Below are 26,029 nucleotides of genomic sequence, written 5' to 3' on the forward strand. Positions count from 1 at the left end.
ATCCGCAAAACCAATTTCTACCAGCGTCCCCTCTGGCGGGAACTGGAACATACCGCCCTCACTGCCCGCCATCGATACCGGTAACGTGGTGTGGCTCTCAGCGCGTTATGTGCGATGTGTGCCGGCCTTGCGGTGCGGGAAATATGAGATATTCCTGTAATTCTTACGGGGATATTACGTAATTTTATTACTGATTTGGCGGGAGTAAGTCACTGAAGCACAGACGTCTCCGTCTGTGCTCGATGCGGATTAAGCGATAAGTGGGCTGTATTTTTGAGTAAGCTCAGTGTCGAAAAGCGGATTACTGTCCATACAGTTTTGCAAGGGCGTCCCTAACCTTGTCCAGTGATGATTTTGGTGTGTAGTAGACGGGTCTGCTTCCCCCGCCACCCTGCCTGAGCAAAATACCTGCATCCGCCAGTTTCTCCAGATGCACACGAGCAGTGGCGGGCGAAATATCAGCGCGTTCTGCAAACCCCTTAATGGTAAGGTTTTCACCAGGCGCCATAATAATCAGGTTAATGATTTGCTGCTGAATGTTTGGTATTTTTTTGCGCATACCATTTGCAATCATCCATGTGTCGAAATCTCTCATCTTGGATGCAACTGAACGGACGTGCTCGATGAGTTCGTGAACCGCTCTGTCTAGTATCCTGCATTGATAATCGACGAAATAGGTCACATCTTGACGGTCGGTTTCGGTCTTAAGGTAAGCCTCAGCGTATTGAACAGGGGCCTCCTTAAGGTGTTGTGATACTGAAATGTAAAGAAATGCATCATAGCCATGCTTGAACATATACCAGTAAAATAATGCACGCGCGACGCGCCCATTACCATCATGGAAGGGATGTAGAAACGCTAACCCAAAATGAATAATACATGCCTTGATAACAGGGTGCAGGTAGTGGGTCGGTAACGAGCTTTCTTCGTGGGGGTAATTCACCCATTCAATTAGCTTTTCTAGAAAATCAGTCAACTCTTCCGCCAGTGGTGGCGTGTAAACCCTTTCACCATCGCGCCCTTCAACCCAGACATCATCCGTCGTCCTGACTTGGCCCGGCCGATATTTGTCGTCGTCAATGTCACGGGTCGCCTCATCGTGAAACTGCATCAGTAGCGACGCTGTCAGGTTACTGCTGCGCTCACTCCACGCGAGTGACATCAGGCGACGATTGCCCAAGATCATTTTCTCGCTTTCATTCCTCCCCGCTCTTTTCTCCGTCAGCATTTTCCTTGCAGCCGCGCGGGTTGTTGATGCCCCCTCAAGCTGGCTTGAAGCGATGCTTTCCTCATTGACAAAATCGTGCAGATAGTAACCAGGAATATCAATGCAGCTAATGAGGTCCTTTAAACCAGCTTCCGTACAGGTGCGGTCGATGAGTGAACAAACTTTTTGCATGGAGGGCAGGGACGTAAAGAGCGTTATAGCCCCCAGTGAGTGTCCAAGGCGCGGAACGGGTTTTAATGCCACTTTCCTAGCAAGTGAAACTAATGACCATAGTGCTTTGGCCTTATCCGGGTTACCCGTCTTCTTTGTAATATCAGCCCAATGAAGATAGCGGCCCTTGTCATCAACTACGGACATCAGCTTTCCGCACTCTATAACTGAATGTGCATCCACTTCCCCATATAGCACCCTTGCGCACGGCGCAATAGCGTCAAACAGTTCGTTTAAATAGTCAGGCTTCTTCATTTTCATGTTATTGCTCCTATTTTTTGCCAAATCTAAGAGCAATGTAAGACAAACGGATTGAATGGGCAATTACAGACTGAGTTAGACCATGAAGCGCAGACGGTTATGTCTGTGCTTCATGGTGGTTAGGCAATGAAGGGGCCGTACTTGGTAGTAAGGGCTTGCTCGTGGTTGGTTGTAGCGGTGAAGTCGCCGGCATACAGTGGGTCACCGGTGTTGTTGTGGGTATGGCTCTCGGTCTATTGTGCCAGGATCTGTAGCACATCCAGCGTGTCGGTTAGCAATGTCAGCACGTTGATAGCATCCGTACCGATGCGCACCGTAGGCGCGATAAGCTACTGGCCTGCATCCACTTCAATGAAGATAATTTGTTGATTTTTTTATAAGCTGCCGCACAATAAAAGTTAAGCCCACCATCTAAATAATCAAAAGGATTTGAATGCCCACTCCAAAAACCAAGGCAAATGACTATGTGAATCAGCTTGCAGATCATATGCGAACCGGAAAACCAATAGATGAATTATTATATCGTCGAGTACTGAAAGAGCTAAGCCTTGACCAATCGACTAATGGGATCTCCGCTATTGGGTTTGCCTATGCCGCTCATGGAGAGTTTCAACGTGCTGATGAGTGGTTTGCCTCTTTCAGCCCTATAACAGACAGTGTATTAGCAAATAATTACTGTTTTATGTTGTTTGCAGTAAATATGCATACACGATTGTGGGATGTATTATTTGATTTCGCTGAGAAATGCCCAACCGCCTGGCTTTTGTGGATTGCCGCATATCACTCGTATGCATTAGGTAGGATTGGTAAATACAAAACATTAATGCAGCGTTATATCAGTCAGATACAGGATGATGAAAAAAAAGAGTCTGCCATGATAAACACAGAAAAAAATCTCGATAAACTTAATGCTATTTATAGTCTGACCCATTGCACTTCCTCGCAGCTAGAAGCATTGGCAATGCACGCCTTTAAAATTATAGAGGGCCACAATCTCTCTTTCAGCTACGTTGATATTTCTAGCACAGCGGCTGGAGATGCATCTTACATTATTGAAGTTAAAACCGATGATGCAGATAAGGTTGTTGGCATGAACGTAGAGCTTTCCGAAGTGATATGCCGTGATCCGTTATTAGACAACTGTGAATTGGTGGCTTTTTACACGGCGGGGCGTCTTGCCTATCAGGGGTATACCCATGTCGATTAATAGTAGTGATTTTCTGTATTCAGCAGTCATCAGTTGTGATTCTGCCGAGGAAGTCGACTTTCGTAATGCGATCTCACGGGCATACTATGCTATGTATCATGAATCGTTACGCGCCCTTACCTGTCTTCCTGGGGCATCTCGTGACCATCATGCCTGCCTGATTAAATATATGAGCTCATCTGCAGAAAATAAAAATGAGCCATACGAAAGCAGTAAATTAAAATCACTCAGTTATCGGTTAAAACAACAAAGAAATTTGCGCAATCAGGCCGACTATAAGATTGATGATATATCTATTACTCAGATGCAGGCCAAGGTCACAATAAAAGCAACGGAAAAGTTTTTTGAAGACTGGGGTACACTAAAGTCAACCAAAAATATACAGAAAAAACTTTAACTCGCGCAACAAAATAAAAATACGCTTAATGAGCTGTCAGATAGAGCAAATCAATACCCCCATCCAGCATAGCCAGTTGTTGTCTATGCTGGATATGCCGCTGGAGTCGACATCCAGTTCACGCTGGGGTAATTGTCACTCGGACATCAGGTAGCAGCCGTATGACCAATCTCCGTTGCTGGCCACCTCGCCAATGCCGACCCATCAATGCCCCGGCGAACAACGACCATTGCCGCGCCAGACAGCCCGATCTTCATTGCTCAATAGGGTCACGCCCAGAGTTATTGTCACCCGGACATCAGCAAGCGGTCGCATGACTCAGGCCCCTTTACCAGCACTGGGGGAGCCGCCAGCGCCAGGCATTATGGGTAACATCGGGCTTGCAGCGCAGCTACCCACGGGACAGCAGCTATCCAGTAAATAAGTAGAAAAAAAAGTGATATACGTTCATTATTCCTCTAAAAGGAGACCGTAATGAATATATATGCCTATCACCCTGACGACCAAAGTAAAAAACTGATCCAGATTGATGAATGGGTTGTTATTTATCATCCCAATACTGATGGGAGGTGTAAGGTATGTCATGAGCCTGTTCATGTAAGGGCGGAGGCATCCCAAAAGCAAACGCATTTCGCTCATTATAAAAACTCACCGTGCCCAACGGTAAAAGATAATAATAAACCTTATGAAGTCCTAACCACTTTACCAAGAGATCCTACTTTAGCCCTAGAGGCAAAAGAGTGGTTAAGGAACAATATTGTTGATGTGTATGAAAAAATACGCTCCGAGTTCACTGAGTTGAAATTACAGTGGAAAGAACTGCATAAACTGATTGAAACCGCCAATAAGTTAGATATCTGGTCACTAAAGGGTATGCCTCACGCATATATTCCTTACGTGCTGCTTATGTGTACAGATAAGTTTGAAAAAACCAGCAGTACATATAGTAGAAAGCAAGCCTGCTTTTTTGTTTTAGAGACTTCACCAGAGGGGATCGGTTTCTGGAATGAAAATGGTTTTTATAAAAAAGAGATATGGGAGATACAATTACCCTCAAGGAATGTAATTAATCACAATATAGATTTATCACTAAAAAAAGCGTGGTATGTGAATATATCACATGAATTATTAAAGTAGCATGGCATAAGCTTCATGCTACTTTTCATCAAGGTATATATGAAGCTTAATGAAAAAGACCCCGCGATACTTTTATTCATCTTGGACGAAATTAACGTTAGCACAAAAGAAATATCAACAAAGGAAGTTGTTGAATCTACCTTTTTTAGGTAGCGCCGGGCTTGCCGCACAGCTATTGGCTGAGGGGGTAACATCGGCCATGACCTGGTTCTGTTACTGACCACATCGTCAGTATCAGCCGCCAATAGCCCCGACAAACAGCGATCATTACCGTGCCAAACAGCCCGACCTTTATTGTTCAACAAGGTGCACCGGCGTCATGGGTAACTCGGAGCTTGCAGCGCAACCATCGGTTGAAGGGGCGACATCGACGTGGCCGGGATTCTATTACTGGCTTCATTGCCAACGGCACCGGGCATCGTGGGTAGCACCAGGCTTGCAGTACAGCCATCAGTTGAGGGGGCAGCATCAACCATGACCATGCTCCGTTGCTGACCGTCTCGCCAGTGCCAGCCCACCATTGCCAGCCCCGCCAAACCGAATATTCAGCACCGCTGTAACCGCCAGCGCCAGGCATCATGGGTAACATCGGGTTTGCAGTACAGTCATCAGTTGAGGGGGTGACATCGAGCATGACTCGGGTTCCGGTACTGACCGCATCGCCAGCGGCACTGCTGGAACCGTCAGCACCCAACACAAGGGTAGCGCCGGGCTTGCAGCACAGTCATCAATTGAGAGGGGCATCGAGCATGACTCAGGTTCCGGCACTGCCCACTTCGCCAGCGGCACCACTGGACCCATCAGCACCAGGCCTGATGGGTAGCGCGGGCTAGCAGCGCAGCCATCAGTTGAGGGTGCAGCATCGAGCATGACTCAGGCTCCGGCACTGACCACCTCGCCAGTGCCAGCCCACCACTGGCACTGGTGAACGGCGCCCATTACCGTGCCAGATAACCCCGATCTTCATTGTTCAACAGAGTCACGCCGGGGTAATCATCACTCGGGCATCAGGTAGCGACCGCATGACTTAGACCCCTTAGTCAGCACCAAACTTTATGGATAGCGCCGGGCTTGCAGCGCAGCCATCCGTTAAAGGGGCAATATCGACTATGGCCCGGATTCCATTACCGACCACCTCGCCAGCACTACAAAGCCGAACATCAAACACCACGGGAACCGCCAGCACAGCGCATCATAGGTAGCGCGAGGTTTGCAGCACAGCCATCAGTTGAGGGGGTGACATCGAGCATGACCAGGCTCCGCTACTGACTGCATCGCCAATGCCAGCCCACCACTGGCACCCCTGGCGAACAGCGACCATTACCGCACCAGATAACCCCGTTCTTCACTGTTCAACAGGATCACACCGAGGTCATCGTCACCCATACATCAGGTAGCGGCCGCATGACTCAGGCCCCTTTGCCAGCACCACCAGACCGGACATCTAGCGCCACGGGAACCGCCAGCGCCGAGCATCATGAATAATGTCGGGCTACACCCGGCTATGTCTGTATTGGCCATCGAACCGATTACAACAAGTGTAGGAATTACCGGCCATGTCAGGTATGAACATTCACGGGTGCAGTGATATTGATAACTATGGATCCGACCAAGGGAAAAGTAACGAGTCATCGCCCTGCAACCGTATATTCCTGGATTTGTGAAAATATGGGGGAAGGGATTTCGCCTAGCGGTGTAACGGGTAAATGTTGGCGCAGAATTAAAGGGTTACATTCTCTTAATCACCCTTTATCTTGCAGGTATGACTTGTTATTTAATCCAAGAGAAGCAGATGAAGGTTATAAAGCATCAAAAGCAGACGGATCTGGATTGTGTTTGTACCTGCATAGCAATGTTGGCAGGTAGAAGGCGAAGTGATATGTATAAGAAATACCATAGGCAATATATGGAGAATGATGATTTTACTGTCGGGAACATTCTTGATGATTTAAATATAAGGCACCGATTATGTGGCAGAGATGAAAGGCTCTCGCCCGGCAGTCTATACCTGGTGACCGCACCCTCCATCAATATATTAGGTAAATTCCATCAACTCATCATTGATTTCAGATGCGGCATTGAAATCTTCGATCCAAACCGAGGAGTTAAGGGACGAAAATATTATGTACGGACATTTTCCGCTCGCGCCAGAAATCAAATCAGGCTTACCTCGTGGTACGTAGATTATGAAATTCTTGGTTACTGATTAATGTAGTATCAAGGACTGGATTAGCGAGGGGGCGCTGGCATCGACCAGGGCGCCCTTGACTCACCTCGGCTTTACTCTGGCAGATTCTGCAATAAAGATAATACCCCTTTTCTTTCTGTTGGCCTTAATCTTTCAATAATCGCCTTAACAAGATGGTCCCCCCCTAATCCGCTCGGTGTGATTGTCTTTAATCGAGAGAAAATATAAACATGGCGCTCATCACATTGATTATTCGTGCACGCATAGTACAGATTGGCAAACTCTACACTTTGCCAGACTGTTTTTCTATTGTGCATCGCGGCCCCACACAACGGGCATATTACGGCTGGCTTTCCCATTATCACCTCGTCAATCTGATAAAATAATCAAGGTATTATTGCAATTAACGTTTTTTAATTTTTTTGACTGCATGTGACAAGCTGAGGTTATACAGCCCGGTTTCGCCACATTCGACATTGCTACACGTATAATACATATTCGTGGCATTGTTGCTTTGCTGTATTACTTGACGTCTGTACATGATCGCATTACAGGTGGGGCATTTTACTTTTAACGTTGCCATTATAATAACTCATTAATCTACCACTCATGACTCTGGTATATTAATATCATTTTAGCATTTTTATTTCCTATTGTGGTTATTTTTATGTGTTATTTTATTATTACTCACCATTTTTGTGAGCGTATTAATGTGGTGTGGTATGGGGTTTTAATTGGCAGAAAAATCAGGTCTTATATAACATGCTCAGGGAAGTGATAAATATTAAGCCAGTTTATTGTTGTATTATAATCTGACGTGTGAATTAAACATGCACCTAACAGTATTGCGTGTGTAGGTAGGGTAATATTGCCGCCGGTAACAATTGTGTAAATGGCCTTGCAAAGGAATCTACCAATAAAATAATGCTTAATTAAAACACAACATAAAAATAAATGGAGGTATACTTTTATCCGTTGAAACGTGTCGATAACCCCTATTCAGCAATAGCCCAGCATACTCTGCCAGGCTATTTATGTTAGCAGTCGACTATCACCGCTTTGCCACCGTATAGACAGACGCTGCGCCTTTATTATCCAACATACCTGGTAAGGGGTGGCAAGCCAGGCTACCCCACGATACTCTTACTCAGTCTGTAGTAAGGTTTTTTACGGACATGTCGCTGTAGTCGAATGAAACGGAATCGACACCAACAAGCCTGATCCCCTCAGAACCATTCATGCACGGCCAGCCCTCAATGCCCCCATTAAGGGTTGCGTCGTCCCAGTCAAATAATGAAATCATGCCGTGAGTATTGTAACTATATTCAACTTGCAATCTGAGGCATGTTTCAGCCAGCATTTTTAATACTGCATGAAGAACTAAGCCGCTATCACGAAGCCTCTCTTCCGCACCGTAGAAAAAATTGTTTATCCCATGTAAATTTTCATCAGTCATAACATCATGATCAATCTCAACATCAATTTCCGCTTTCCAGTCCCAGTCAATCCGATACGTTTTTTTATTGTTCATATCTCACCTATTTTTTAGTTGAATAAGTAATGTGATTCAAATACATTAGTCCGATAATAAAAAGTGACGGTGAACTCATTCACTTTCTATTTACGGCAATAATTAAATATTGATTAATTGACGACTTGATTTAATTTTGCTGCCAATTCATTGAGGCAATTCCGCGCCATTTCTTGGTGACTTTCCGCCGTATCACGGGCGTATTTTTGGTTTGTAGTCTTATCAAAATCATCCAAAGTGCCAAAAAACTTCCCGGCCGCAATTTTAAAACAACCCTCTGTCCAGGCCGCGAATATTACCCCACCTGGATGGTCGCCATTTTCACGATAAGCAATATTGCCAATGCGCGTAACATCCAGATACAACCCACCTCCAACCCGGAGGCTGTCCGGCAGCTCAGTAATCCCCGTACCACGCACATCCAGCCAACCATCAACATAGAGGTTATCGGGCAGACTGTTGATACGGCTGCCGCTCAGGTCGAGGGATCCGTTAACAATGAAATCATTAGGGAGCGTCTCAATATCACTGTCACTAAGGTCTAGCCAGCCGTTAACGTGGAAATTCTCAGGCAGAGCAGTTATGCGCGTATCGCGCAGATCAACAGGGCCATCCACCCTAATGCCATCAGGCAGCGCGGTTATCCGGGTGCAACTCAAATCCATTCCGCTCTTAACGTGAAGGTTGTCAGGCAGAGCAGTGATATCACTACCACCCAAACAGAGCCACCCACCCAGGCTAAGATTATCAGGCAAAACGTTGATAGTGGCGCCGCTCAGGTGGAGGCCATGACCCACACGCAGACTGTCAGGCAGCGCGGTAATAGCTGCGCCATCAAGGAAAAGAGACCCGCCAACACTCAGGTTATCGGGTAGCGCGGTGATGTTGGTGCAGCGCAAATCGAACCACCCCTCCACGCTAAGGTTATCAGGTAATATGGCGATGGGGGTACCGTTCAGGTCGAGGTGACAACCAACGTGAAGGTTATCAGGTAAGGCAGCAATGCCACTGTCCCCCAGATAAAGGGAGCCGCCAACACTGAGATGATCGGGTAAAGCAGTCATCCTCGTCCCTACCAGGCTGAGATCTTTCCCTATGCTGAGGTTGTCAGGCAAGAAAGTGATGCCACTCATACCTAGCTCAACGGAACCCTCAACACTGAGATCATCAGGCAGAACAGTGATGTCAGTGCCGTAGAGATTGAGATCACCACCAACACGGAGTCCGCGAGGCAGAGCAGTGATACGCGTCGTACTCAGGTTAAGAGAGCCACCAACGCAGAGGTTATCAGACAGATCAGTAATACGGGTACCGCCCAAATCGAGTGAATGACCCACAATCAGATTCTCAGGGAGGGTGCTAATCATTGTCCCGTTCAGATAAAGAGAGTGATTAACGCGAAGGCTGGTAGGCAGAGAAGAAATCGCGGAGCCGTTCAGATAGAGGGAGCCGCCGACATGGAGTCCATCCGGCAATATTGTGAGGATGGAGTCGCTCAGGTCAAGAGAGCCACCAACACTGAGGTTATCGGGCAGGCTGGTGATATCGGTAGACGTCACCCTCAAATCGACGGGGACGGTAATAGCGCCACTCTTGCCAACAGTGTATCGAATGCCGTTTTCGATGAGGATATTTAATAATTCAGACATATTGTTATTTCCTTTTGGTTAATTACTGGCCTTCGGGGTGCGAAATCCCCCAACCCGAAGGCTGTCATTAACTTTTTTGATTAATTAATTAAATAAAATTACCCGATTAAAGCGCCGCTAAATCCAGAGGGATATTGATTAATCTTCCCTGAGTATCTTTCTCCTTAAAATTTAAATAAGTTTTTGATGTTGCTATTTGCAGTGATTCCGAAATGGCTTCCATCGCCGTGCGCCAGCGCACATCATCAATTTTAATGCGCCGCAAAGACAGGATGCGGGTTGTACTGAGATTCCCTTCCTTATCCACCTCAAAAGCATCTGCGATAATGGCCTTGATATTTTTATTTGCGCCAACCGACCACTCAGTCAGGCATTCGTCGATAATATTTTTTGCTACCTGGAGTTCCGGGCCAAATGCCAGGGACTCTTGTACCGATATTTTAATTTGTCGGGTGCCGTCAAAGCTGCTGAATGTAACATTTCCTTTCACGCCTCCCGGCTTGCGGTCAAATTTTTCAGCCACCAAATCCATCCAGGCGTAACACTCATTAAATGATTGCCTTTTAAACGCTCTGATAATCGCCTGAACACGGTGCGCCTCAGTAATTTGATTATTAACAAATTCATCCATTAGAATATCGTAATCTGATATAAGGCCTTTCGGCACCAGTCGGCCTTTGCGATCTTTCATATAATCATCGTTATTAATAGCGTCTGACATGATATTACCCTCGATTAATTTAATAGTGATATGTTTTACGAGCACTTATAATCCTGAGAATCAACACCTAAGAATATATTCCAGCCATCCTAATTTGTTTAAATAAATATCGCCGAACAAAGGGTTATCTGTATCCCGCTTTTTGTTGGCTGGTTGCCTTATTCCGATAATAAGTATCCACAACTAACTGAAATCCTAATGCCGTAGGCTTTTCTGTTTTGTCAGTTATTAGCTTCAATTCTTTTGCGATTGTTGTTGCTGTGTGTCCGCAGTGATAACCAGCGGCCCGTTTAATAACTACTTCAGCGAGAATCGTTCTGAAATCAGTTCTGCCGAAATTAGTCCCAGCAAAAGCATCATTAACAACGGCGTCGGTTATTTTTAAATATTCCTGATATGCGTCATGAGTTGTCATCATGCCCCCTCTACCCGCTTGCGATACTCATGAAACCAGTCATAAACCTCGCTTAGCTCTTTCTCGATAACCTCAGCTTTGCGATTAAAATAAGCCTGAGCGTCAGTTTCTTCATCTGGTGCAAATTCACCGGGGCCGAGAAGTGTATTAAAAATCCACGACATTGCAGCCTTATCACCTTCACCATGTTCAGCTTCAATGCAGGCAGTTTGCATTACTAAAAGGTTCTTCCCGAAAATCAGGTCGATTTCTTTAATTCGTTTGCGGAAATACTCGTTTTCGTCTTTTAGTTCAGCAACACGTTTTAGCGCTCTGTCTAACTCACTGTTAAGTTCCATTAGCTTTTGTCCTCTGAAGTAGTGAAACCGGCTGCTTTGATTGCTGCATGAGCAACTACTATCGGAATTACTTTTGCATCAGGCATAAACTCGGGCGCGGCGGTAATGCCGATGTTCGGTAACGCAACAGGCACTAGAAGCTTCTCGTTTGCCGCTTCCAGTTGGGCTATCAGTTCAAGAACTACAGCGGGATTGGCAAGAGAAATGAAATCAGCGTTATTTTGTGAGTCGCCAACATTGCATACCCATGCTGGGCCAGTGAATTCAGGGTTCCCACAATCGTCGTAATGTGTCCATTTCTCTGTTTCACTGACAATCATTCGCGGATATCCGCTCTGTGACGTCCACGGCCCCGGCACTGCGGCTAATGCTGCCTGCTTTAACTCGTCAAGATTGGCTTCTGCGAACCAGGTGCCGAAAGTATTGGCAGTGTTGACGCTGCAACCGTCCTGTAATGGCTGTCGAGGTATTATTTTGTCGCTCATCATGGTTTCCTTTTTATAACGTGAAAATATGTCGCTGTTCGTGCGCGACACGGCATGCCTATTTGCTGAAAATCCAGCACTCCATCACCTCTGGCATTTTGTACAGACTCTCAACCGGGCGGGTGCTGTTGTAGGCTGAACTCACACGACTACGCACACTTTTGATACCGAGAAACTTCCGGGTCTGCCCGAGTTTTAATAATTTTTTCATCTCTGAGATATTGATTGCCGGTTGGCGATTCTCATTTGAAACTTGAAGGAAATGATTAAAGTTGACGGCAATCTGATCGTTCTCCCGCGTATGGTTCACGCCGCAAGCCTCGCGCGTATCCAGATAATCAAACGTCTCCCAAAAATCTTGTACCAGCGGGTGATCTTTCCGTATGGCAAGTGCACGCTCTATCGCAAGTTGAACGATCGCTTCCCGTGTTTCTGCAATATGCTTGCTATCAACCGGCAAAATCAGCGGTAAAGTTTCGAGTAAAGCAATCAGTTGAGCGTGATTTTTAGCAATACGGATATGATTGATTTCCGGGTGTATCTCAATTTCATTATTAATCGTCTGATAACGCGCAAAAAATCGTTCCAATATCTCCCGCTCTTTCAACGTAGCCAGCAGAATAAACCCCGAGATGGTTTCTATCGGATAGCGCTCCAGCGCTTCCGCTGCCACCTTGGTTTGTGGCGTCTGATCGTGCCTGTCGGTGTACAGGTGAATGATGCGCTCCAGAAACGCTTTAGAGCCGTCCGTATTGGCATTTTGTGCGATGATTATTGCGCCCTTAAAAGGTGGCTCGTAGGTTTCGTTATTGTTCGTTTTTATACCTACTGCACGGGGGGATCGCCCGTTATACAATGATTTCAACTCATCCCAATCAAAAGCACGCTGCCGGGCATTGTCCTGGCTGCGATCGCCCTCAATCAGACACACCGGCAGGTTGCCGACCTGCGCAAAATTACGCGCCCGGGCAACTGGGGTAGATTTCGATGGATCAAATCCTTCGTAATCCGGACGACCACTGAGCCGCCAAAGAAATTCGAGCAGGGTACTTTTACCGGAGCCGGGCTCTCCGACCAGCTCAAGAAAGGGAAAACTCTTCTGTACAGTACGAATTTGCTCGGCAAACAGCGACCCCAGCCAGAAGGTCAGTGCGATATACCCCTTGACCCCAAAGGCTTGCCATAAATCAGCACACCAGGACGGGTCAAAGGCGGTAAAATTGGGGTTAAGTATCAGGTGCGGTGATGCGCTCAGACTTTTCAGATTGAGGTTGCGCATTTCAAAATAATCTTCATCATTGATTGGGTAGAGCGTCCCGTTATGCACGGCAACGTCATTGAAAATATATGACTCAAACTCCCGGTTGTAGCCGATAAAATTCTGTGTATTCACTTCTTTTATTTGTGGCAATTCCTGCTTTGCCAGCTTATCCAGTTGATTGGTGCTGCCGGTATAAACCGCCCCTTTTGCCACATGCAGCAACCGTTTTTTAAACTCCGATGAACTGGACAGTTGCGCGGCGGTAAACGTGGCCTTAACGGGGGGCGTACTGCCTGGAAAGTCAATCCGCAGGTAATACCAGGCCTCATCCGTTGCAATGGATTTCTGGAAGTACAACGGCGTAGGGTAGCAGTTGGCTATTTCGGTCACTGCGCCGGACTCCTGTAAGGCTTTCGCCTTCGCCGCCCGTTCATCTAAATGCGGTTCGGCGCACTGAATACGCTCTACGGCCTTCATATGCCGCTCAATATCCAGCTTGAACCAGTACAACCGGGCATCATGCTTAAAGTGGAATTCATGGCGTTCTGTGCGTTTAAACATCAGCAACGCCTTATCAATGGCACTTTTAGCGATAAGCAGCGCACCGTAATAACGGTAGGCCTCCATATCCTTTGCGGTCAGCTTTCCCGCCAGGTGTAAATCATTCCAGTCCGCAGTTGCCTTGCCAACCGAAGGCAAAGCTGCTTTTGCTATCCACCCCTCGGAACGGCTGCGCTCGACATGTTTGCGTATGGCCCGTTCGCCAGCGTTACCGTTGTCCAGCGCCCATACCAGAGCAGGGCGTGGACTGTTGTCATACAGCCCCGCCAGTGCCTGGAGCGCTTTTTCAGGGTAGTTATTGCAGGTCATGAGCGATACAGCGGCTATGCCGTTCTGGTTCAGGCTGAGAGCATCAAAAATACCCTCAACCAACCAGATTTCTTTTTGCCCGGTTAGGTCTTGCCTAGCATGACTCCACCAGTAACCGGCATAGCGGCCGGAAAAGTGGGCTTTGCGGTCAAAGCGTTCGGGCCGGTCTATCAGGCGCTCCCAGTGCGCCCCGTTCGGCAAGGCAAATCGCACTGTCGCACTGCCCTGGCCTTTTTGATGGTAACTCTCTTGGGTATAGCACCCGGCAACCAGTGAAAGATCCAGTCCACGGGCTTTACTCAGATAAGCGTCAGCCGCCGCTTGGGGATCGCGTTCAGTTTGTGGGTAGTGCTCAGACCAGTTATCGAACAGATCCGAATACAGCGATTTAACAATAATTTCAGCACCACACTTATTCTCTCGCCCACAACGGAGTACCCAGGGTTTATCCAGACTGGTAAATAGTTCCTTTTTTTTGCATTGAGGACAAATACCCTGACGCAAATACCCCGCCTGTTCTTTAAACTGGAAGTCATGAATTAAACGGCGTATAATTTCAGGCTGAAAGGTATTATTCATTGTTGGCTCCAAAGCGCCGCTATCTCGGCGCTTTTATTTTTGTTAATTAATGCGGTCGCCATTATGGTTTTGATAACTGTTCTTGCTGAATAAAAACGTCAAATACGCCATTTTCTTTTAATTCACTCAATGCAGCCTGAACATCTTCACCGATATAACTTAATATATCCGGCACATATAACTGATGCAGTCCGTTAATTTCTCGCTTTATTAAGTCTCCACTCAAGAATAAAGACACATTCGCCGCTCGGTTTAACTTGCGATAACAATCAATGCTAATATCGATGCGCTTGGAGGTGTCATCATTATTTTCTTGCGCTGTATCAATATTACTTTTTCTCATAGCCAAGCCATTTACCATTAAATTACACGGCGGATTATCATAAAAATGACGAAACCCAACGCCATTTTTCCAATCTAATGCTGTGGTGTTATTATTGTGCTTCATGACAAACCTCTTATTATTACGCTATTATGTTGGTTACAAATATGATGAATAATGCTCATCTTTTTTATCATCGTCATTGGATAATGAGCCGTCTTTTGAATACCAGTCACGATAACGGCGTGATGGCTTTGGATTTAAATGCCACTGAACCATATCTTTATTGAAATAATATTCAGGTGTACCATTAATCTGATGATAGACCTCGGCAAACCAGATTAATGGCATTTCTGACTGTATGCCGGAACTCTCATAAATAAAGAAAACCTCCCTGCTGAATTCGGGATTTACTGCCGCCAGCGCGTTATCGGCATATTTCACGCACAATATGTACACCGTCCAGCAGTGAATATGCTGGTAGCGTTCGCCATACCGGGGATTAGCTAGCATAATGTCTCGCCTTAACCGGTACTCGCCCGGCATAAGCGGCAATATGATGCCGGGCAATTATCATTTTTGCGGCGCTGTAGCTGGGTGCTCTTATTTCTTCCCGGTGTGGCTTGGCCTGTATATCGGCGCGTAGAACGGCCAGAAACAGAAATTTATATTCAACAGGTAACACTGCGTTATCATAATTTAATTCATTAACGATAATGGTCGTAGGTGAAATAATATTTTTCTGGGTTAAAACTCTGCTTGTATTATTCATTGCATGACCTCCATTCTGATATTTAAGTAAGCAATACCCAGTGCAGCTTTACCGGTATTTTTGTCTTTTCAAACTCACTCACTCAGCGTTAGCGAGTCTTCATTCATCGCCGCATATCTTTACTGGGTAAGCTCTGGCGAGCTATCATTGATAATGATGAACTGAATTTATCCAGTTCTGACCCGTTATAATGACAATGCTAAAGATTTGACAACCCATTTTCATAAAGGCTATCGGGTAACTGCGGCAGTAAAATAATCATGCTAATTTATTGCTATTTCCTTTATTTATATAACTGAATGCCTTCTATTAAATGGAATATTTTAATTGATTACGGGTAATTTATTGTGTTGCTTTAATTGATTTATTATCTGTAAAGATTTTCAATATACCTTTCTGCTTGATAAACACTGTCAAATAAACCCAAAGATAAATCGCCATACCAGACACGATAACGGGTTATGGGTCTTATCGCTGACCGAAAGCAACGTTCAATAATAAAATCCCCGTACTGCCGGTCACGCTGGTTAATGCCTTTATATTTATTACCGATTAACTCTCTTGTAACTAAATCAAGTGATTTGTATTTTTTTCTCATGCTATTAGTCCGTTTTTACCACTATTACGACGATTCTTATCAGAGGTTCTACGATAGGTCGGTTTATCACGCATAAGCCGGTCAATGTGATAGCGCTCATCTGCGGTGATGATTGCGCGGCAATGGCGAAGGGCGTCTAAATATTCCTGCATCATGATAAAACGTCTTGGACGCTTTGAACCCGGCATACCTTCTCGGTGTACGGGGATTTGTGCTCTATCCATGAGGTGTTGCACTGATTTGAGAGTGCGGCCGGTGAGGTAGGCGAATTCCTCTGCGTTAACAAAAATCTGGCTTGCCAGTTCATCATTCGACATGTCGCGTAACTTGTGAGTTTGCTTCTCGGTCATGCGGCACACGCGCACCGCTCGACCCATATCTACAGGAAATTGCCTTACATATTGCATGTCTATTTCACTGATGTTTCGCATTTGTGCTAAAGTCCTTAATTGAACCCCGTCGGGGTTTGCTTGGTACAGAGTTGATATTGTCTGCTCTGTTACTACTGTGGGTAATTATTACGAGAACTAGAAACAATGTCAATAACGCAGGGAAGTAAATTAAGGCTGATTCGTAACTCAGAGCAGTTAACTAAAAGGCAACTAACTGATTTGGTTGGAATTGTTTACACCACTTATCATGGTTATGAGGCTGATAAATCAAAAATGACATTAGAGTCGGCTATAAAGCTATTTGGTCACCCTCGTTTTCACAAATATCAGGACTGGTTTATGTATGATCGCGTAGACCCAGCGAAGGGGCAGATTGCACCGGCGCTCGCGCTATATACGCCCGACGAAACAAACTCACCCCGCTAAGGGATGATAACTGGTTAGATATTTATTACCTGTGGGCTGAATACCTATGGGAAGAGTCTGTGCAGTACATCGGAGGGTTATCTTATGTCTATTAAGAAACTCGAAGATGGTCGCTATGAAGTGGATGTAAGACCGCGGGGCCGCAATGGAAAGCGTATCCGTAAAAAGTTTGACCGTAAGGCTGATGCTCATGCCTATGAGCGCGGTATTGTAGCTAAATATCAAAATAATGATTACTTGAGTCGACCAGCAGATAAGCGCCGTATGAGTGAGTTTGTTGAATTGTGGTGGATATTGTTAGGCCGTAACCTGCGATACGCTAAATCACGACTAAGTACTATGAACGGAATATGCCGTGACATGGAAGATCCCATGCTTTACCAGATTGATTCCCGGTGTCTTGTCGAATACAGGGCCTACCGTCTGGATATAGGGATTAAGGCTTCAACCATTAATCACGACCTTTTCGCCCTGAGTGGAGCCTTCAAGGCTATGGCGAAAATTGACGAGTACCACGGTGAGAATCCTGTTGCAACACTCTCACCGCTTAAAGAGGTGCGATCGGAAATGTCCTATCTGACCACCAACGAGATAGAGACTTTATTATCTCAGTTAGTTGGTGATTATTACCCCATTGCCGTTCTCTGTCTTGCAACAGGTGCGCGATGGGGAGAGGCTTACGGGCTAAAGGCTGAAAACATCGTTCACAATAACGTGATGTTCTCACACACCAAAAATGGTGATAAGCGCGTAGTTCCTATTTCGCAGGAAATTGCGGATATTGTCAAAACTAGGGAGTCAGGGCGATTATTCCGGGTTAGCTATAGCCGTTTTCGAAAGATGATGAAAGAAGCAAAGCCAAATTTGCCGGATGGTCAAGCGGTACATGCTTTGCGTCATACCTTTGCGACTCATTTCATGATGAAGGGAGGGAATATTATTACTTTGCAAAGAATTCTCGGGCACTCTGACGTATCTCAGACTATGACGTATGCGCACTTCTCGCCGGACTACCTGGCTGATGCCGTCAGTTACAATCCCCTGTCCACAGTGTCCACATTGCGTCCACAGTGTCCACATTGCGTCCACAAAAGGACGGCTTAATGGGGATGCATAAGGTATAAAGGGGTCATAATTTGCTGGTTCCCCGCAGGTGCTTAGGCGCTTGCGGGTGTAAAGCAACTTTCCAGCAAGGGGAAGGTCAAGGGGGAATATGAACATTAGTGATGTCGCGAAAAAAACTGGCTTAACCAGCAAAGCCATACGTTTTTACGAAGAAAAAAAACTGGTGACGCCTCCTATCCGCACTGATAACGGCTATCGCAGTTATAGTGCCAAACATATCGAAGAGTTAACCCTATTGCGTCAGGCGCGGCAGGTTGGCTTTACACTGGATGAATGTCGCGAGTTACTGGCATTATTTCATAACCCGGCGCGTCACAGCGCCGATGTAAAAGCGGCTACGTTGTTAAAGGTAGCTGAAATTGAGCAGCATATTAATGATCTTAATCAGATGCGCTTGCGCTTATTAACGCTGGCTGAGGAGTGCCCGGGGGATGACGGTGCTGATTGCCCGATCATTAATAATCTGGCTGGATGCTGCCATGCGAGTGAAAAACAGAAAGCTGGATGATGGGTTGTTGCGTTAACCTATTATTGCGCGGATGTATTTTAAAGGCGCATTTAGATAAATACGCCTTTAGATCACTATATTAGTGGTGAACAGCCCTGACATGCAAGGTATTGCCTTCCACGAATATCACTTCAACTTCAGTACCAACACCCAGTTCGGTAGCGCAATAAATACGCCAACTACTGTCACCCACTCTCATGCGACCAAAACCATCAATGGTCGGTTCGGTCAATGTCGCCCGCGTACCCAACAATTGATGGGTACGTTGGTTCAGCATGTCAGGTTGTGGTTTGGTGCGTTTACTTAGCCAATACCACCACAGGAATGCAGCGACCACGGTCAGGACGGCAAACAGTACGCCTTGCATCTCCCAGCTAAAGGGAAATAGCCAGACCAACGCGCCCACAACCACGGCAGCAATACCGCTCCACAGCATATAACCACTGGCACCCAGCATCTCAGCGGCCAGTAGCAGCCCGCCGAGCGATAGCCAAAACCAGCTTGGGTTTGCTGCAATTGCCTCCAGCATGGTTATTTACCTCGGCTGTTTTTACTCTCGCCAATCAGTTCGGCAATCCCGCCGATAGCGCCCATCAGGCTACTGGCTTCTAGCGGCATCATGATGACTTTGCTGTTATTGGCAGAGCCGATGTGTTGCAGTGCGTCGGTATATTTCTGTGCCACAAAGTAGTTAATGGCTTGAATGTCACCGGCAGCAATCGCCTCAGAAACCATTCTGGTGGCTTGGGCTTCAGCTTCAGCGCCACGTTCACGGGCTTCTGCCTGCAAGAAGGCGGATTGACGTTCACCTTCAGCTTTCAGTATCTGTGATTGCTTCTCACCTTCAGCACGCAAAATTGCGGCCTGACGAACCCCTTCGGCCTCCAGAATATCAGCACGTTTAGTCCGTTCCGCTTTCATCTGAGCATTCATCGCAGAAATCAGTTCAGCCGGTGGGCGCACGTCACGGACTTCAATTCGGGTAACTTTAATGCCCCACGGATTGGTGGCTTCATCCACAATATGCAGCAGGCGGCCGTTGATGTTGTCACGTTGGGACAACATTTCATCCAGCTCCATGGAGCCTAAAACAGTACGGAAGTTGGTCATGGTCAAATTGATAATGGCCGATTCCAAATTGCTGACTTCATAAGCCGCTTTTACCGGGTCAATAACCTGAATAAAGCAGACGGCATCAATCGCCACGTTGGCGTTATCGCGGGAAATGATCTCTTGGGATGGGATATCCAAGACTTGTTCCATCATATTGATTTTACGACCAACACGATCCATAAATGGCACAACGATGTTCAAACCTGGCATCAGTGTTTTGGTATAACGGCCAAAACGCTCGACAGTCCACTGAAAACCTTGTGGCACAATTTTGATTGCGGAAAATACTACAATCAGGGCAACGGCGATAAGAATAGGGATGACTGTAAACATATTTAACTTCCTGTCAGCAATGGTATTTGTTTCTTAATATTACGTGACCGGTGGTTAAATACCTAACTAAAGGCAGGTAAAAGCGTGTAAATGAGAAAAAGCTCGGCTGGGGCAGCATAAAACAGCGCGGGATGACCCCGCGCAGTAGCAAATAAGGGGATCGCCAAAAAAGGTTATGGCGATTAAATCTTGCTGTCAGTACAGCAATGAATAAAGTTGACGGCGATATTTGGCAGCCAGCGCATCACCGGTGCCTAATGCGGCTAAAATATCCATTAATGTCTTACGCGCAGTGCCATTCGCGGCAGCCAGATCTTGCTTCAGATGGCCGAGCAGCAGCTCGAGTGCTTCTTCATTGCGGCCAACCTGATGCAGTTGCAGTGCCAATTGAACCGCCAGTTCGACGTTATCTGGCTGCTCAGTCAGTTGCTGTTGTAACTGTTGAATTTCTGGCGTGTCAGCCGCTTGCTTGAGCAACTCAATCTGAGCAATCAGGCCCTGATAACGGGTATCACGGTCTTGTAGTGGAATGGTTGCCAGCACCGCTTCGGCATCTTCACTGCGGTTCAGCAGGATTTGCGCTTCAGCCAGTTGCAGACCAATCTCACTATTTTGCCCACTCAACGCCCAGGCATCTTTCAACAGTGGCAGAGCTTCTTGCACTTTGCCTTCGCTCATCAATTGCGTGGCTTCGGCAGCTTTCAACTCTTCAGGCTTTGGCAATACCCGTTGCAGCAGTTCACGGATAACGTCTTCCGGTTGCGGCCCTTGGAAACCATCAACCGGCTGACCATCTTTAAATAAATAAACCGCCGGAATGGAGCGTAAACCAAACTGCGAGGCGACCATTTGCTCAGCATCGCAATCGACACGGGCCAGAATGAATTGGCCGGCATACTCAGCGGCCAGTTTATCCAGCACCGGAGTCAGTTGCAGGCAGTGTTGGCTGCGTTCGGACCAAAAGTAGAACAGTACCGGCACGGCCATGGATTGTTCTAAGGCCTGGTGTAGGTTCGCTTCAGTAATATCAATCGTAGTAGGTGCTAGCATGAATTATTTCTCTCATCTGTTTTATACCCGTCATACTCCAAGCTGCATGTGCGTTGGCTGCGCTCGTTACTCGGCCCGTCTATGGGCCTCGCCTCTGCGAGGCCGCTGCAAACAGCGTTCAAATCTGCTCCCGGCAGATTTGTCACCCGAATCATTGACTGCCTGTTGACCTTAAAATAAACAGACTCATCGGGACTCACTCACTTGCCGCCTTCTTACAACTCGAATTATTTAGCGTATAGCAGTTAATGGGGGCAAATTATGTTGCTTCAACCCTCAGCACTATTATCAAGAATTGCCGCGCAGGACTTTATCTAACATTCGACCTGGTAATATACGGCGCAATATTGTCAGTGCATGGGCCACCAAAGTGACCGGATAGCGCAATCGCGGACGGGGGCTTTCCAGTGCATGGCGTAATTTCGGTAATATGGCTTCCGGTGGTAGCGTAAAGCGCTTCGCGATACCGGGATTATTGACCGGTTTGTCGGCCTCTGCCTGATTAACATTCTGGGTGAAATGGGTGCTGATCGGGCCGGGTTCTATCAGGCTGACATGAATCCCACTGTTGTGTAATTCCATACGCAGCGCATCGGACCAAGCTTCCAGCGCATATTTACTGGCAGCATAAGCGCCGCGACCCGCCGTTGAAACCAATCCCATCACTGAACTGGTCTGAATGATACGCCCTTCACCGTGGGGTAGCATGGCCGGTAACAGCAACTGTGTTAACTGGTGGGTACCAAACAGATTGGTCGAAAATTGCTGTTCCAACTGCTGGCGTGAAATAGTGTGCAGCGGGCCATACAGGCCAAAACCGCCATTGTTAAACAGGCCATACAAGCGGCTGCCAGTCAGTTCGATAACCTGTGTAGCAGCACGTTCGACACTGGCGCTGTCATCCAAATCCAGTTCAATACCTTCCAGACCCAACAGTGCCATTTTTGCCACATCATCAGGTTTACGGCAGGCTGCCAGCACCCGGTAGCCTCGGTTTTTCAAGTCTTGAGCTGCAACCAGACCAATGCCGCTGGAACAACCGGTAATTAATACTGTTTTTTGCATAACTTTACCTGGTGAGTGATTCTATTTTTCTAAACAAATGTGATACCCGTCATACTTCAGGCTGCATGTGTGTTGGCTGCGTTCAATAACCCGAATCACTTACTCATGTAAGCTTATCGGGGTGCTCTCGCTTGCCGCCTTCCCGCCACTCGAATTATTTAGGGTATATTACTTTTATTGTTTTTTATTAATGGAGAGCAACTAATGGTTTGAGTTGTTCGCCCATCCATTCAGCAATAAACGGTTGGGCCTCTGCGTTAGGATGCAAACCATCGTCTTGCATCCACTGTGGTTTCACGGCAACTTGTTCCATAAAAAAAGGAATTAATGGAATACCGAATTGCTGCGCAAGCTGTGGATACATCGCGGTGAATGCATCAGTATAGCGGCGACCATAGTTAGGCGGAATGCGGATTTGCATCAATAAAGGTTGGGCTTTTGCTTCCTTTATCAGAGTAATAATTTGTGTTAAATCTCGTTGAATATCCTGCGTTGGGAAACCACGCAGACCGTCATTTGCGCCCAATTCGATCAATACCCAGCGCGGCTGGTGTTGTTTGAGCAGGGCAGGCAGGCGAGCCAAACCTTGCGCGGCAGTGTCACCGCTGATACTGGCGTTGACCACCTTCGGTAATGATGGGGTGCCCTGCCATGTTTTATCCAGCCGCGAAGGCCATGCTTCGGCGATTGGCAGGCGGTAACCGGCGCTTAAACTATCGCCAAGAATCAACAGTGTATCGGTTGCGGCGGCACGCAAACTGAATAATCCCAACAGCAAAAGGAAGGGAAGATGCCAGCGGAAAACGTTCTTGAAGTTCATCATCTTAATAAACACGTCGGTCAGGGTGAGCAACAGCTCTCCATCCTTACCGGTGTTGAGCTGGTTGTCAAACCCGCGCAGACAATTGCGCTGATTGGTGAGTCAGGTTCAGGCAAATCAACGTTGCTGGGAATTCTGGCCGGGCTGGATGATGGCAGCAGTGGTGAGGTGAGCTTACTCGGCCAGTCGTTGACCACCATGGATGAAGAAGGGCGCGCGCAACTGCGAGCAAAAAACGTCGGTTTTGTGTTTCAGTCATTTATGTTGGTACCCACGCTCAATACGTTGGAAAACGTCCAGCTTCCGGCATTATTGCGGGGCGAAAGTGAGCGCCAAAGTAAGGCCCATGCGGTGGAGTTATTAGAGCAACTTGGGTTGGGCAAACGGCTTCATCATCTGCCCGCTCAGCTATCTGGTGGTGAGCAGCAGCGAGTGGCACTGGCCCGGGCGTTCAGTGGGCGGCCAAAAATATTATTTGCTGATGAGCCAACCGGTAACCTTGATCGCCATACTGGTGACAGGATTGCCGATTTGTTGTTTTCCCTTAATCGAGACTATGACACCACGCTAATTCTGGTCACTCATGATGTACAACTGGCGGGTCGTTGTCAGCGTCGGCTGCGCTTGCGCGACGGTAAATTGTGGGAGGAAACATGATTTGGCGCTGGTTTTGGCGTGAGTGGCGTTCACCCTCGCTATTAATTGTCTGGCTGGCATTAACGCTGGCGGTCGCTTGTGTACTGGCGCTGGGGTCCATCAGTTCACGCATGGATAAAGGGCTGAGTCAGCAAAGCCGTGATTTCCTGGCAGGCGACAGGGTGCTGAGTGCGGCGCATCCTGTGCCTGAAGGCTGGTTGCTGGAAGCGAAGCAGCAGGGGCTGACTGTTAGCCGCCAGCTATCGTTTATGACCATGACCTTTGCCGGTGATCGCCCACAGCTGGCTGATGTGAAAGCCACTGATCTGGCCTATCCGCTGTATGGCAAATTAGACACTTTACCGGCCCAGGCCAGGCTCGAACCGGGGACGGTACTGGTGGCACCAAGGTTGTTGTCGCTGTTGGGGGTTAAGGTCGGCGATATGTTGGATGTGGGGGATACTTCGCTGAAAATAGTGGGTGAAGTGATTCAGGAGCCGGATTCAGGTTTCAATCCGTTCCAGACCGCGCCCCGGATCTTGATCAACCTGGCTGACGTGGAAAAAACCGGTGCGATACAGCCGGGTAGCCGTTTGACTTACCGCTATATGTTTGCAGGCTCAGCGGATGCCGTGGCGCAGTTTAGTGACTGGCTTGCACCGCAATTGAAGCCAGGTCAGCGTTGGTATGGCCTGCAAGGATCCGGCGGCGCATTGGGGAAATCCCTGCAACGGGCGCAACAATTCTTGCTGTTATCGGCGCTATTGACGTTATTACTCTCGATTGCTGCCGTAGCTGTGGCAATGGGGCACTATTGCCGCAGCCGCTATGATTTGGTGGCAGTACTGAAAACCTTGGGCGCTGGCCGCAGTGCGCTGCGACGGCTGATTATCGGTCAGTGGCTAGCTGTATTGGTGCTGGCGGGCCTGTGTGGCAGTGTGATTGGCCTGTTGTTCGAGACGATATTAGTCCGCTTATTGTCACCGGTATTACCGGCTGCATTGCCAGCTGCGGGGGCATGGCCATGGATATGGTCAATGGGATCGCTGATATTGATTTCGTTGCTGGTGGGTATCCGCCCTTATCGGCAGCTATTGGCGACTCAGCCATTGCGGGTATTGCGCCGTGATGTCTCAGCAAACGTCTGGCCGCTACGTTACTTTATTCCGGTGATGGTCGTGGTGGTGGTAGGGCTATTGGCCTTACTGATGGGGGGCAACTCCTTGCTATGGGCTATTCTCGGTGGCATGGTGGTATTGGCGCTGCTATTAGGTGTTATTGGCTGGGGCGGATTATTGCTATTGCGCCGCCTGACGGTAACCCGTTTGTCATTGCGGCTGGCTATCAATCGATTGCTCCGCCAGCCGTGGATGACGCTGACGCAACTGGCGGCATTTTCATTATCGTTCATGCTGTTGGCATTGTTACTGGTGCTGCGTGGGGATCTGTTGGATCGTTGGCAGCAGCAATTGCCGCCGGATAGCCCCAATTACTTCTTGCTAAATATCACTCCGCAGCAGGTACCGCAAGTTACAGCGTTCCTGACACAACATCAGATAACCCCGTCGACCTTCTATCCTATCGTGCGGGTGCGTTTGTCTGAAATTAATCAACAACTGGCGACCGAGCGGGTTGCGGAAGATGCACCCGGCGGTGAAGCGGTTAACCGTGAGTTAAATCTGACCTGGCAACAGGAAAAACCAGCGCACAATATTTTGACTGCGGGTCAGTGGCCACCTAAAGCCGATGAGGTGTCGATAGAACAGGGAATTGCCGACAGATTGGGGATTAAAATCGGTGATAAGCTGACATTCAGTGGCGATACTCAGTCGTTCGAGGCCACGGTGAGCAGTATTCGTCAGGTCGATTGGGAAAGTCTGCGCCCTAATTTCTACTTTATTTTCCCGCCGGGCGCATTGGATAAACAGCCACAAACCTGGCTGACCAGCTTCCGTTATCAGGGCGATGGTGAGGTTTTGACGCAATTGAACCGCCAGTTCCCGACACTCAGTTTGCTGGATATCGGTGCGATGCTTAAACAGGTCGGGCAGGTGTTACAGCAGGTGAGCCGCGCGCTGGAAGTGATGGTGGTGTTGGTGATCATTTGTGGCAGCTTGCTACTACTGGCGCAGGTACAGGTTGGAATGCGTCAGCGGCGTCAGGAGTTGGTGGTCTATCGTACGCTTGGCGCAAGTAAACGCTTACTGCGAGGCACCTTATGGTGGGAATTTGCTTTATTGGGGCTGGTGGCGGGGCTGGCAGCCGCCATCGGGGCAGAAGCGGCGCTTTGGGCATTACAGCGCTTAGTGTTTGATTTCCCTTGGCAGCCTAACTGGGTCATGTGGTGGTTATTGCCGCTGGCAGGGGCGCTGTTGCTGTCATTATGTGGCGG

Annotated in this window: 31 protein-coding genes; 9 read left to right on the forward strand and 22 right to left on the reverse strand. The window is 47.6% G+C overall.

Annotation, left to right across the window (positions count from 1 at the left end):
• Positions 1–301 precede the first annotated feature (301 nt).
• Positions 302–1,699 carry a Fic family protein gene (locus AEP37_RS19605; RefSeq protein ID WP_049614935.1) on the reverse strand — a complete coding sequence of 466 codons (1,398 nt, stop codon included), beginning with the start codon at positions 1,697–1,699 and terminating at the stop codon, positions 302–304.
• Positions 1,700–2,132: 433 nt separating this feature from the next.
• Between AEP37_RS19605 and AEP37_RS19610 the strand changes: the two genes are divergently transcribed.
• From AEP37_RS19610 to AEP37_RS19620, 3 genes are all read left to right on the forward strand, one after another.
• On the forward strand, positions 2,133–2,906 hold the full coding sequence (locus tag AEP37_RS19610; RefSeq protein WP_049614936.1) for a hypothetical protein: 774 nt from the start codon (positions 2,133–2,135) through the stop codon (positions 2,904–2,906).
• The gene (locus tag AEP37_RS19615) at positions 2,896–3,303 is read left to right on the forward strand and encodes a HEPN domain-containing protein (protein WP_049614937.1); all 408 of its coding nucleotides are present in this window, start codon (positions 2,896–2,898) and stop codon (positions 3,301–3,303) included. Before AEP37_RS19610 ends, AEP37_RS19615 begins: the two co-directional genes overlap by 11 nt.
• A 474-nt stretch (positions 3,304–3,777) precedes the next feature.
• Positions 3,778–4,440 (forward strand): competence protein CoiA family protein, encoded by a 663-nt coding sequence (locus AEP37_RS19620; protein WP_049614938.1) that lies wholly within the window; start codon positions 3,778–3,780, stop codon positions 4,438–4,440.
• Between the two features lie 298 nt (positions 4,441–4,738).
• On the opposite strand, the gene AEP37_RS26240 is transcribed toward AEP37_RS19620, so the two are convergent.
• Both AEP37_RS26240 and AEP37_RS27615 read right to left on the reverse strand, forming a co-directional pair.
• Positions 4,739–5,137, reverse strand: coding sequence for a hypothetical protein (locus AEP37_RS26240; RefSeq protein ID WP_156168685.1), 399 nt, complete (start codon positions 5,135–5,137; stop codon positions 4,739–4,741).
• 495 nt (positions 5,138–5,632) lie between these two features.
• Positions 5,633–5,761 carry a hypothetical protein gene (locus AEP37_RS27615; protein WP_280512717.1) on the reverse strand — a complete coding sequence of 43 codons (129 nt, stop codon included), beginning with the start codon at positions 5,759–5,761 and terminating at the stop codon, positions 5,633–5,635.
• Between the two features lie 471 nt (positions 5,762–6,232).
• Here AEP37_RS27615 and AEP37_RS19635 point away from each other — a divergent pair, with 471 nt between their 5' ends.
• Positions 6,233–6,646 (forward strand): hypothetical protein, encoded by a 414-nt coding sequence (locus AEP37_RS19635; RefSeq protein ID WP_049614941.1) that lies wholly within the window; start codon positions 6,233–6,235, stop codon positions 6,644–6,646.
• A gap of 74 nt (positions 6,647–6,720) precedes the next feature.
• On the opposite strand, the gene AEP37_RS27965 is transcribed toward AEP37_RS19635, so the two are convergent.
• The 14 genes from AEP37_RS27965 to AEP37_RS19700 all read right to left on the reverse strand — a co-directional run bounded on the left by AEP37_RS27965 (position 6,721) and on the right by AEP37_RS19700 (position 16,600).
• Complete coding sequence (locus tag AEP37_RS27965; protein WP_072086361.1) at positions 6,721–6,987, reverse strand: ogr/Delta-like zinc finger family protein; 267 nt, start codon at positions 6,985–6,987, stop codon at positions 6,721–6,723.
• A gap of 44 nt (positions 6,988–7,031) precedes the next feature.
• Positions 7,032–7,211 (reverse strand): ogr/Delta-like zinc finger family protein, encoded by a 180-nt coding sequence (locus tag AEP37_RS27970; RefSeq protein WP_072086362.1) that lies wholly within the window; start codon positions 7,209–7,211, stop codon positions 7,032–7,034.
• A gap of 564 nt (positions 7,212–7,775) precedes the next feature.
• Positions 7,776–8,159 carry a DUF2528 family protein gene (locus AEP37_RS19640; RefSeq protein WP_049614942.1) on the reverse strand — a complete coding sequence of 128 codons (384 nt, stop codon included), beginning with the start codon at positions 8,157–8,159 and terminating at the stop codon, positions 7,776–7,778.
• Between the two features lie 113 nt (positions 8,160–8,272).
• A complete protein-coding gene (locus tag AEP37_RS19645) occupies positions 8,273–9,808 on the reverse strand; it encodes a leucine-rich repeat domain-containing protein (RefSeq protein ID WP_156168687.1) in 1,536 nt (511 codons plus the stop codon).
• A gap of 106 nt (positions 9,809–9,914) precedes the next feature.
• A complete protein-coding gene (locus AEP37_RS19655) occupies positions 9,915–10,529 on the reverse strand; it encodes a DUF3164 family protein (protein ID WP_049614959.1) in 615 nt (204 codons plus the stop codon).
• Between the two features lie 124 nt (positions 10,530–10,653).
• Entirely contained in the window at positions 10,654–10,947 is a 294-nt protein-coding gene (locus tag AEP37_RS19660; protein ID WP_202905474.1) for a hypothetical protein, read from the reverse strand.
• Positions 10,944–11,282: a hypothetical protein gene (locus AEP37_RS19665; protein WP_050691854.1), complete on the reverse strand. Its 339-nt coding sequence runs from the start codon at positions 11,280–11,282 to the stop codon at positions 10,944–10,946. The genes AEP37_RS19660 and AEP37_RS19665 overlap by 4 nt, the downstream gene beginning before the upstream one ends.
• Positions 11,282–11,767, reverse strand: coding sequence for an ead/Ea22-like family protein (locus AEP37_RS19670; RefSeq protein ID WP_049614945.1), 486 nt, complete (start codon positions 11,765–11,767; stop codon positions 11,282–11,284). Before AEP37_RS19670 ends, AEP37_RS19665 begins: the two co-directional genes overlap by 1 nt.
• Positions 11,768–11,825: 58 nt before the next feature.
• Positions 11,826–14,477 (reverse strand): toprim domain-containing protein, encoded by a 2,652-nt coding sequence (locus tag AEP37_RS19675; RefSeq protein ID WP_049614946.1) that lies wholly within the window; start codon positions 14,475–14,477, stop codon positions 11,826–11,828.
• A gap of 61 nt (positions 14,478–14,538) precedes the next feature.
• On the reverse strand, positions 14,539–14,925 hold the full coding sequence (locus AEP37_RS19680; RefSeq protein ID WP_235801352.1) for a derepression protein: 387 nt from the start codon (positions 14,923–14,925) through the stop codon (positions 14,539–14,541).
• A gap of 33 nt (positions 14,926–14,958) precedes the next feature.
• Positions 14,959–15,243 (reverse strand): hypothetical protein, encoded by a 285-nt coding sequence (locus AEP37_RS19685; RefSeq protein WP_156168689.1) that lies wholly within the window; start codon positions 15,241–15,243, stop codon positions 14,959–14,961.
• 58 nt (positions 15,244–15,301) lie between these two features.
• Positions 15,302–15,571: a host cell division inhibitor Icd-like protein gene (locus tag AEP37_RS19690; protein ID WP_156168691.1), complete on the reverse strand. Its 270-nt coding sequence runs from the start codon at positions 15,569–15,571 to the stop codon at positions 15,302–15,304.
• Between the two features lie 367 nt (positions 15,572–15,938).
• Complete coding sequence (locus tag AEP37_RS19695; protein WP_049614948.1) at positions 15,939–16,169, reverse strand: hypothetical protein; 231 nt, start codon at positions 16,167–16,169, stop codon at positions 15,939–15,941.
• Positions 16,166–16,600, reverse strand: a complete 435-nt coding sequence (locus AEP37_RS19700) for a hypothetical protein (RefSeq protein ID WP_235801353.1) — start codon at positions 16,598–16,600, stop codon at positions 16,166–16,168. The genes AEP37_RS19695 and AEP37_RS19700 overlap by 4 nt, the downstream gene beginning before the upstream one ends.
• Positions 16,601–16,705: 105 nt before the next feature.
• On the opposite strand from AEP37_RS19700, the gene AEP37_RS27355 reads away from it, so the two are divergent.
• The 3 genes from AEP37_RS27355 to cueR all read left to right on the forward strand — a co-directional run bounded on the left by AEP37_RS27355 (position 16,706) and on the right by cueR (position 18,620).
• Complete coding sequence (locus AEP37_RS27355; protein ID WP_049614949.1) at positions 16,706–16,987, forward strand: helix-turn-helix transcriptional regulator; 282 nt, start codon at positions 16,706–16,708, stop codon at positions 16,985–16,987.
• 84 nt (positions 16,988–17,071) lie between these two features.
• Positions 17,072–18,091, forward strand: coding sequence for a phage integrase (locus AEP37_RS19710; protein ID WP_049614950.1), 1,020 nt, complete (start codon positions 17,072–17,074; stop codon positions 18,089–18,091).
• A gap of 109 nt (positions 18,092–18,200) precedes the next feature.
• Positions 18,201–18,620 (forward strand): Cu(I)-responsive transcriptional regulator, encoded by a 420-nt coding sequence (cueR, locus tag AEP37_RS19715; protein ID WP_049614951.1) that lies wholly within the window; start codon positions 18,201–18,203, stop codon positions 18,618–18,620.
• 79 nt (positions 18,621–18,699) lie between these two features.
• Here the strand turns inward: cueR and AEP37_RS19720 are convergent, their stop codons facing one another.
• From AEP37_RS19720 to tesA, 5 genes are all read right to left on the reverse strand, one after another.
• A complete protein-coding gene (locus AEP37_RS19720) occupies positions 18,700–19,149 on the reverse strand; it encodes an NfeD family protein (RefSeq protein WP_049614952.1) in 450 nt (149 codons plus the stop codon).
• A 2-nt stretch (positions 19,150–19,151) separates the two neighbouring features.
• The gene (locus tag AEP37_RS19725) at positions 19,152–20,066 is read right to left on the reverse strand and encodes an SPFH domain-containing protein (protein ID WP_049614953.1); all 915 of its coding nucleotides are present in this window, start codon (positions 20,064–20,066) and stop codon (positions 19,152–19,154) included.
• Between the two features lie 195 nt (positions 20,067–20,261).
• The gene (locus AEP37_RS19730) at positions 20,262–21,116 is read right to left on the reverse strand and encodes a co-chaperone YbbN (protein WP_049614954.1); all 855 of its coding nucleotides are present in this window, start codon (positions 21,114–21,116) and stop codon (positions 20,262–20,264) included.
• A gap of 288 nt (positions 21,117–21,404) precedes the next feature.
• Positions 21,405–22,181 (reverse strand): SDR family oxidoreductase, encoded by a 777-nt coding sequence (locus AEP37_RS19735; RefSeq protein ID WP_049614955.1) that lies wholly within the window; start codon positions 22,179–22,181, stop codon positions 21,405–21,407.
• Positions 22,182–22,368: 187 nt separating this feature from the next.
• A complete protein-coding gene (gene tesA, locus AEP37_RS19740) occupies positions 22,369–23,001 on the reverse strand; it encodes a multifunctional acyl-CoA thioesterase I/protease I/lysophospholipase L1 (protein ID WP_049614956.1) in 633 nt (210 codons plus the stop codon).
• On the opposite strand from tesA, the gene ybbA reads away from it, so the two are divergent.
• Entirely contained in the window at positions 22,972–23,658 is a 687-nt protein-coding gene (gene ybbA / locus AEP37_RS19745; RefSeq protein ID WP_049614957.1) for a putative ABC transporter ATP-binding protein YbbA, read from the forward strand. The genes tesA and ybbA overlap by 30 nt on opposite strands.
• A partial coding sequence (gene ybbP, locus AEP37_RS19750) for a putative ABC transporter permease subunit YbbP (RefSeq protein ID WP_049614958.1) occupies positions 23,655–26,029 on the forward strand: 2,375 nt, incomplete at its 3' end. The genes ybbA and ybbP, both read left to right, overlap by 4 nt.

This window comes from Yersinia pekkanenii, from assembly GCF_001152565.1.
In the GTDB taxonomy this organism is placed as follows: Bacteria; Pseudomonadota; Gammaproteobacteria; order Enterobacterales; family Enterobacteriaceae; genus Yersinia; species Yersinia pekkanenii.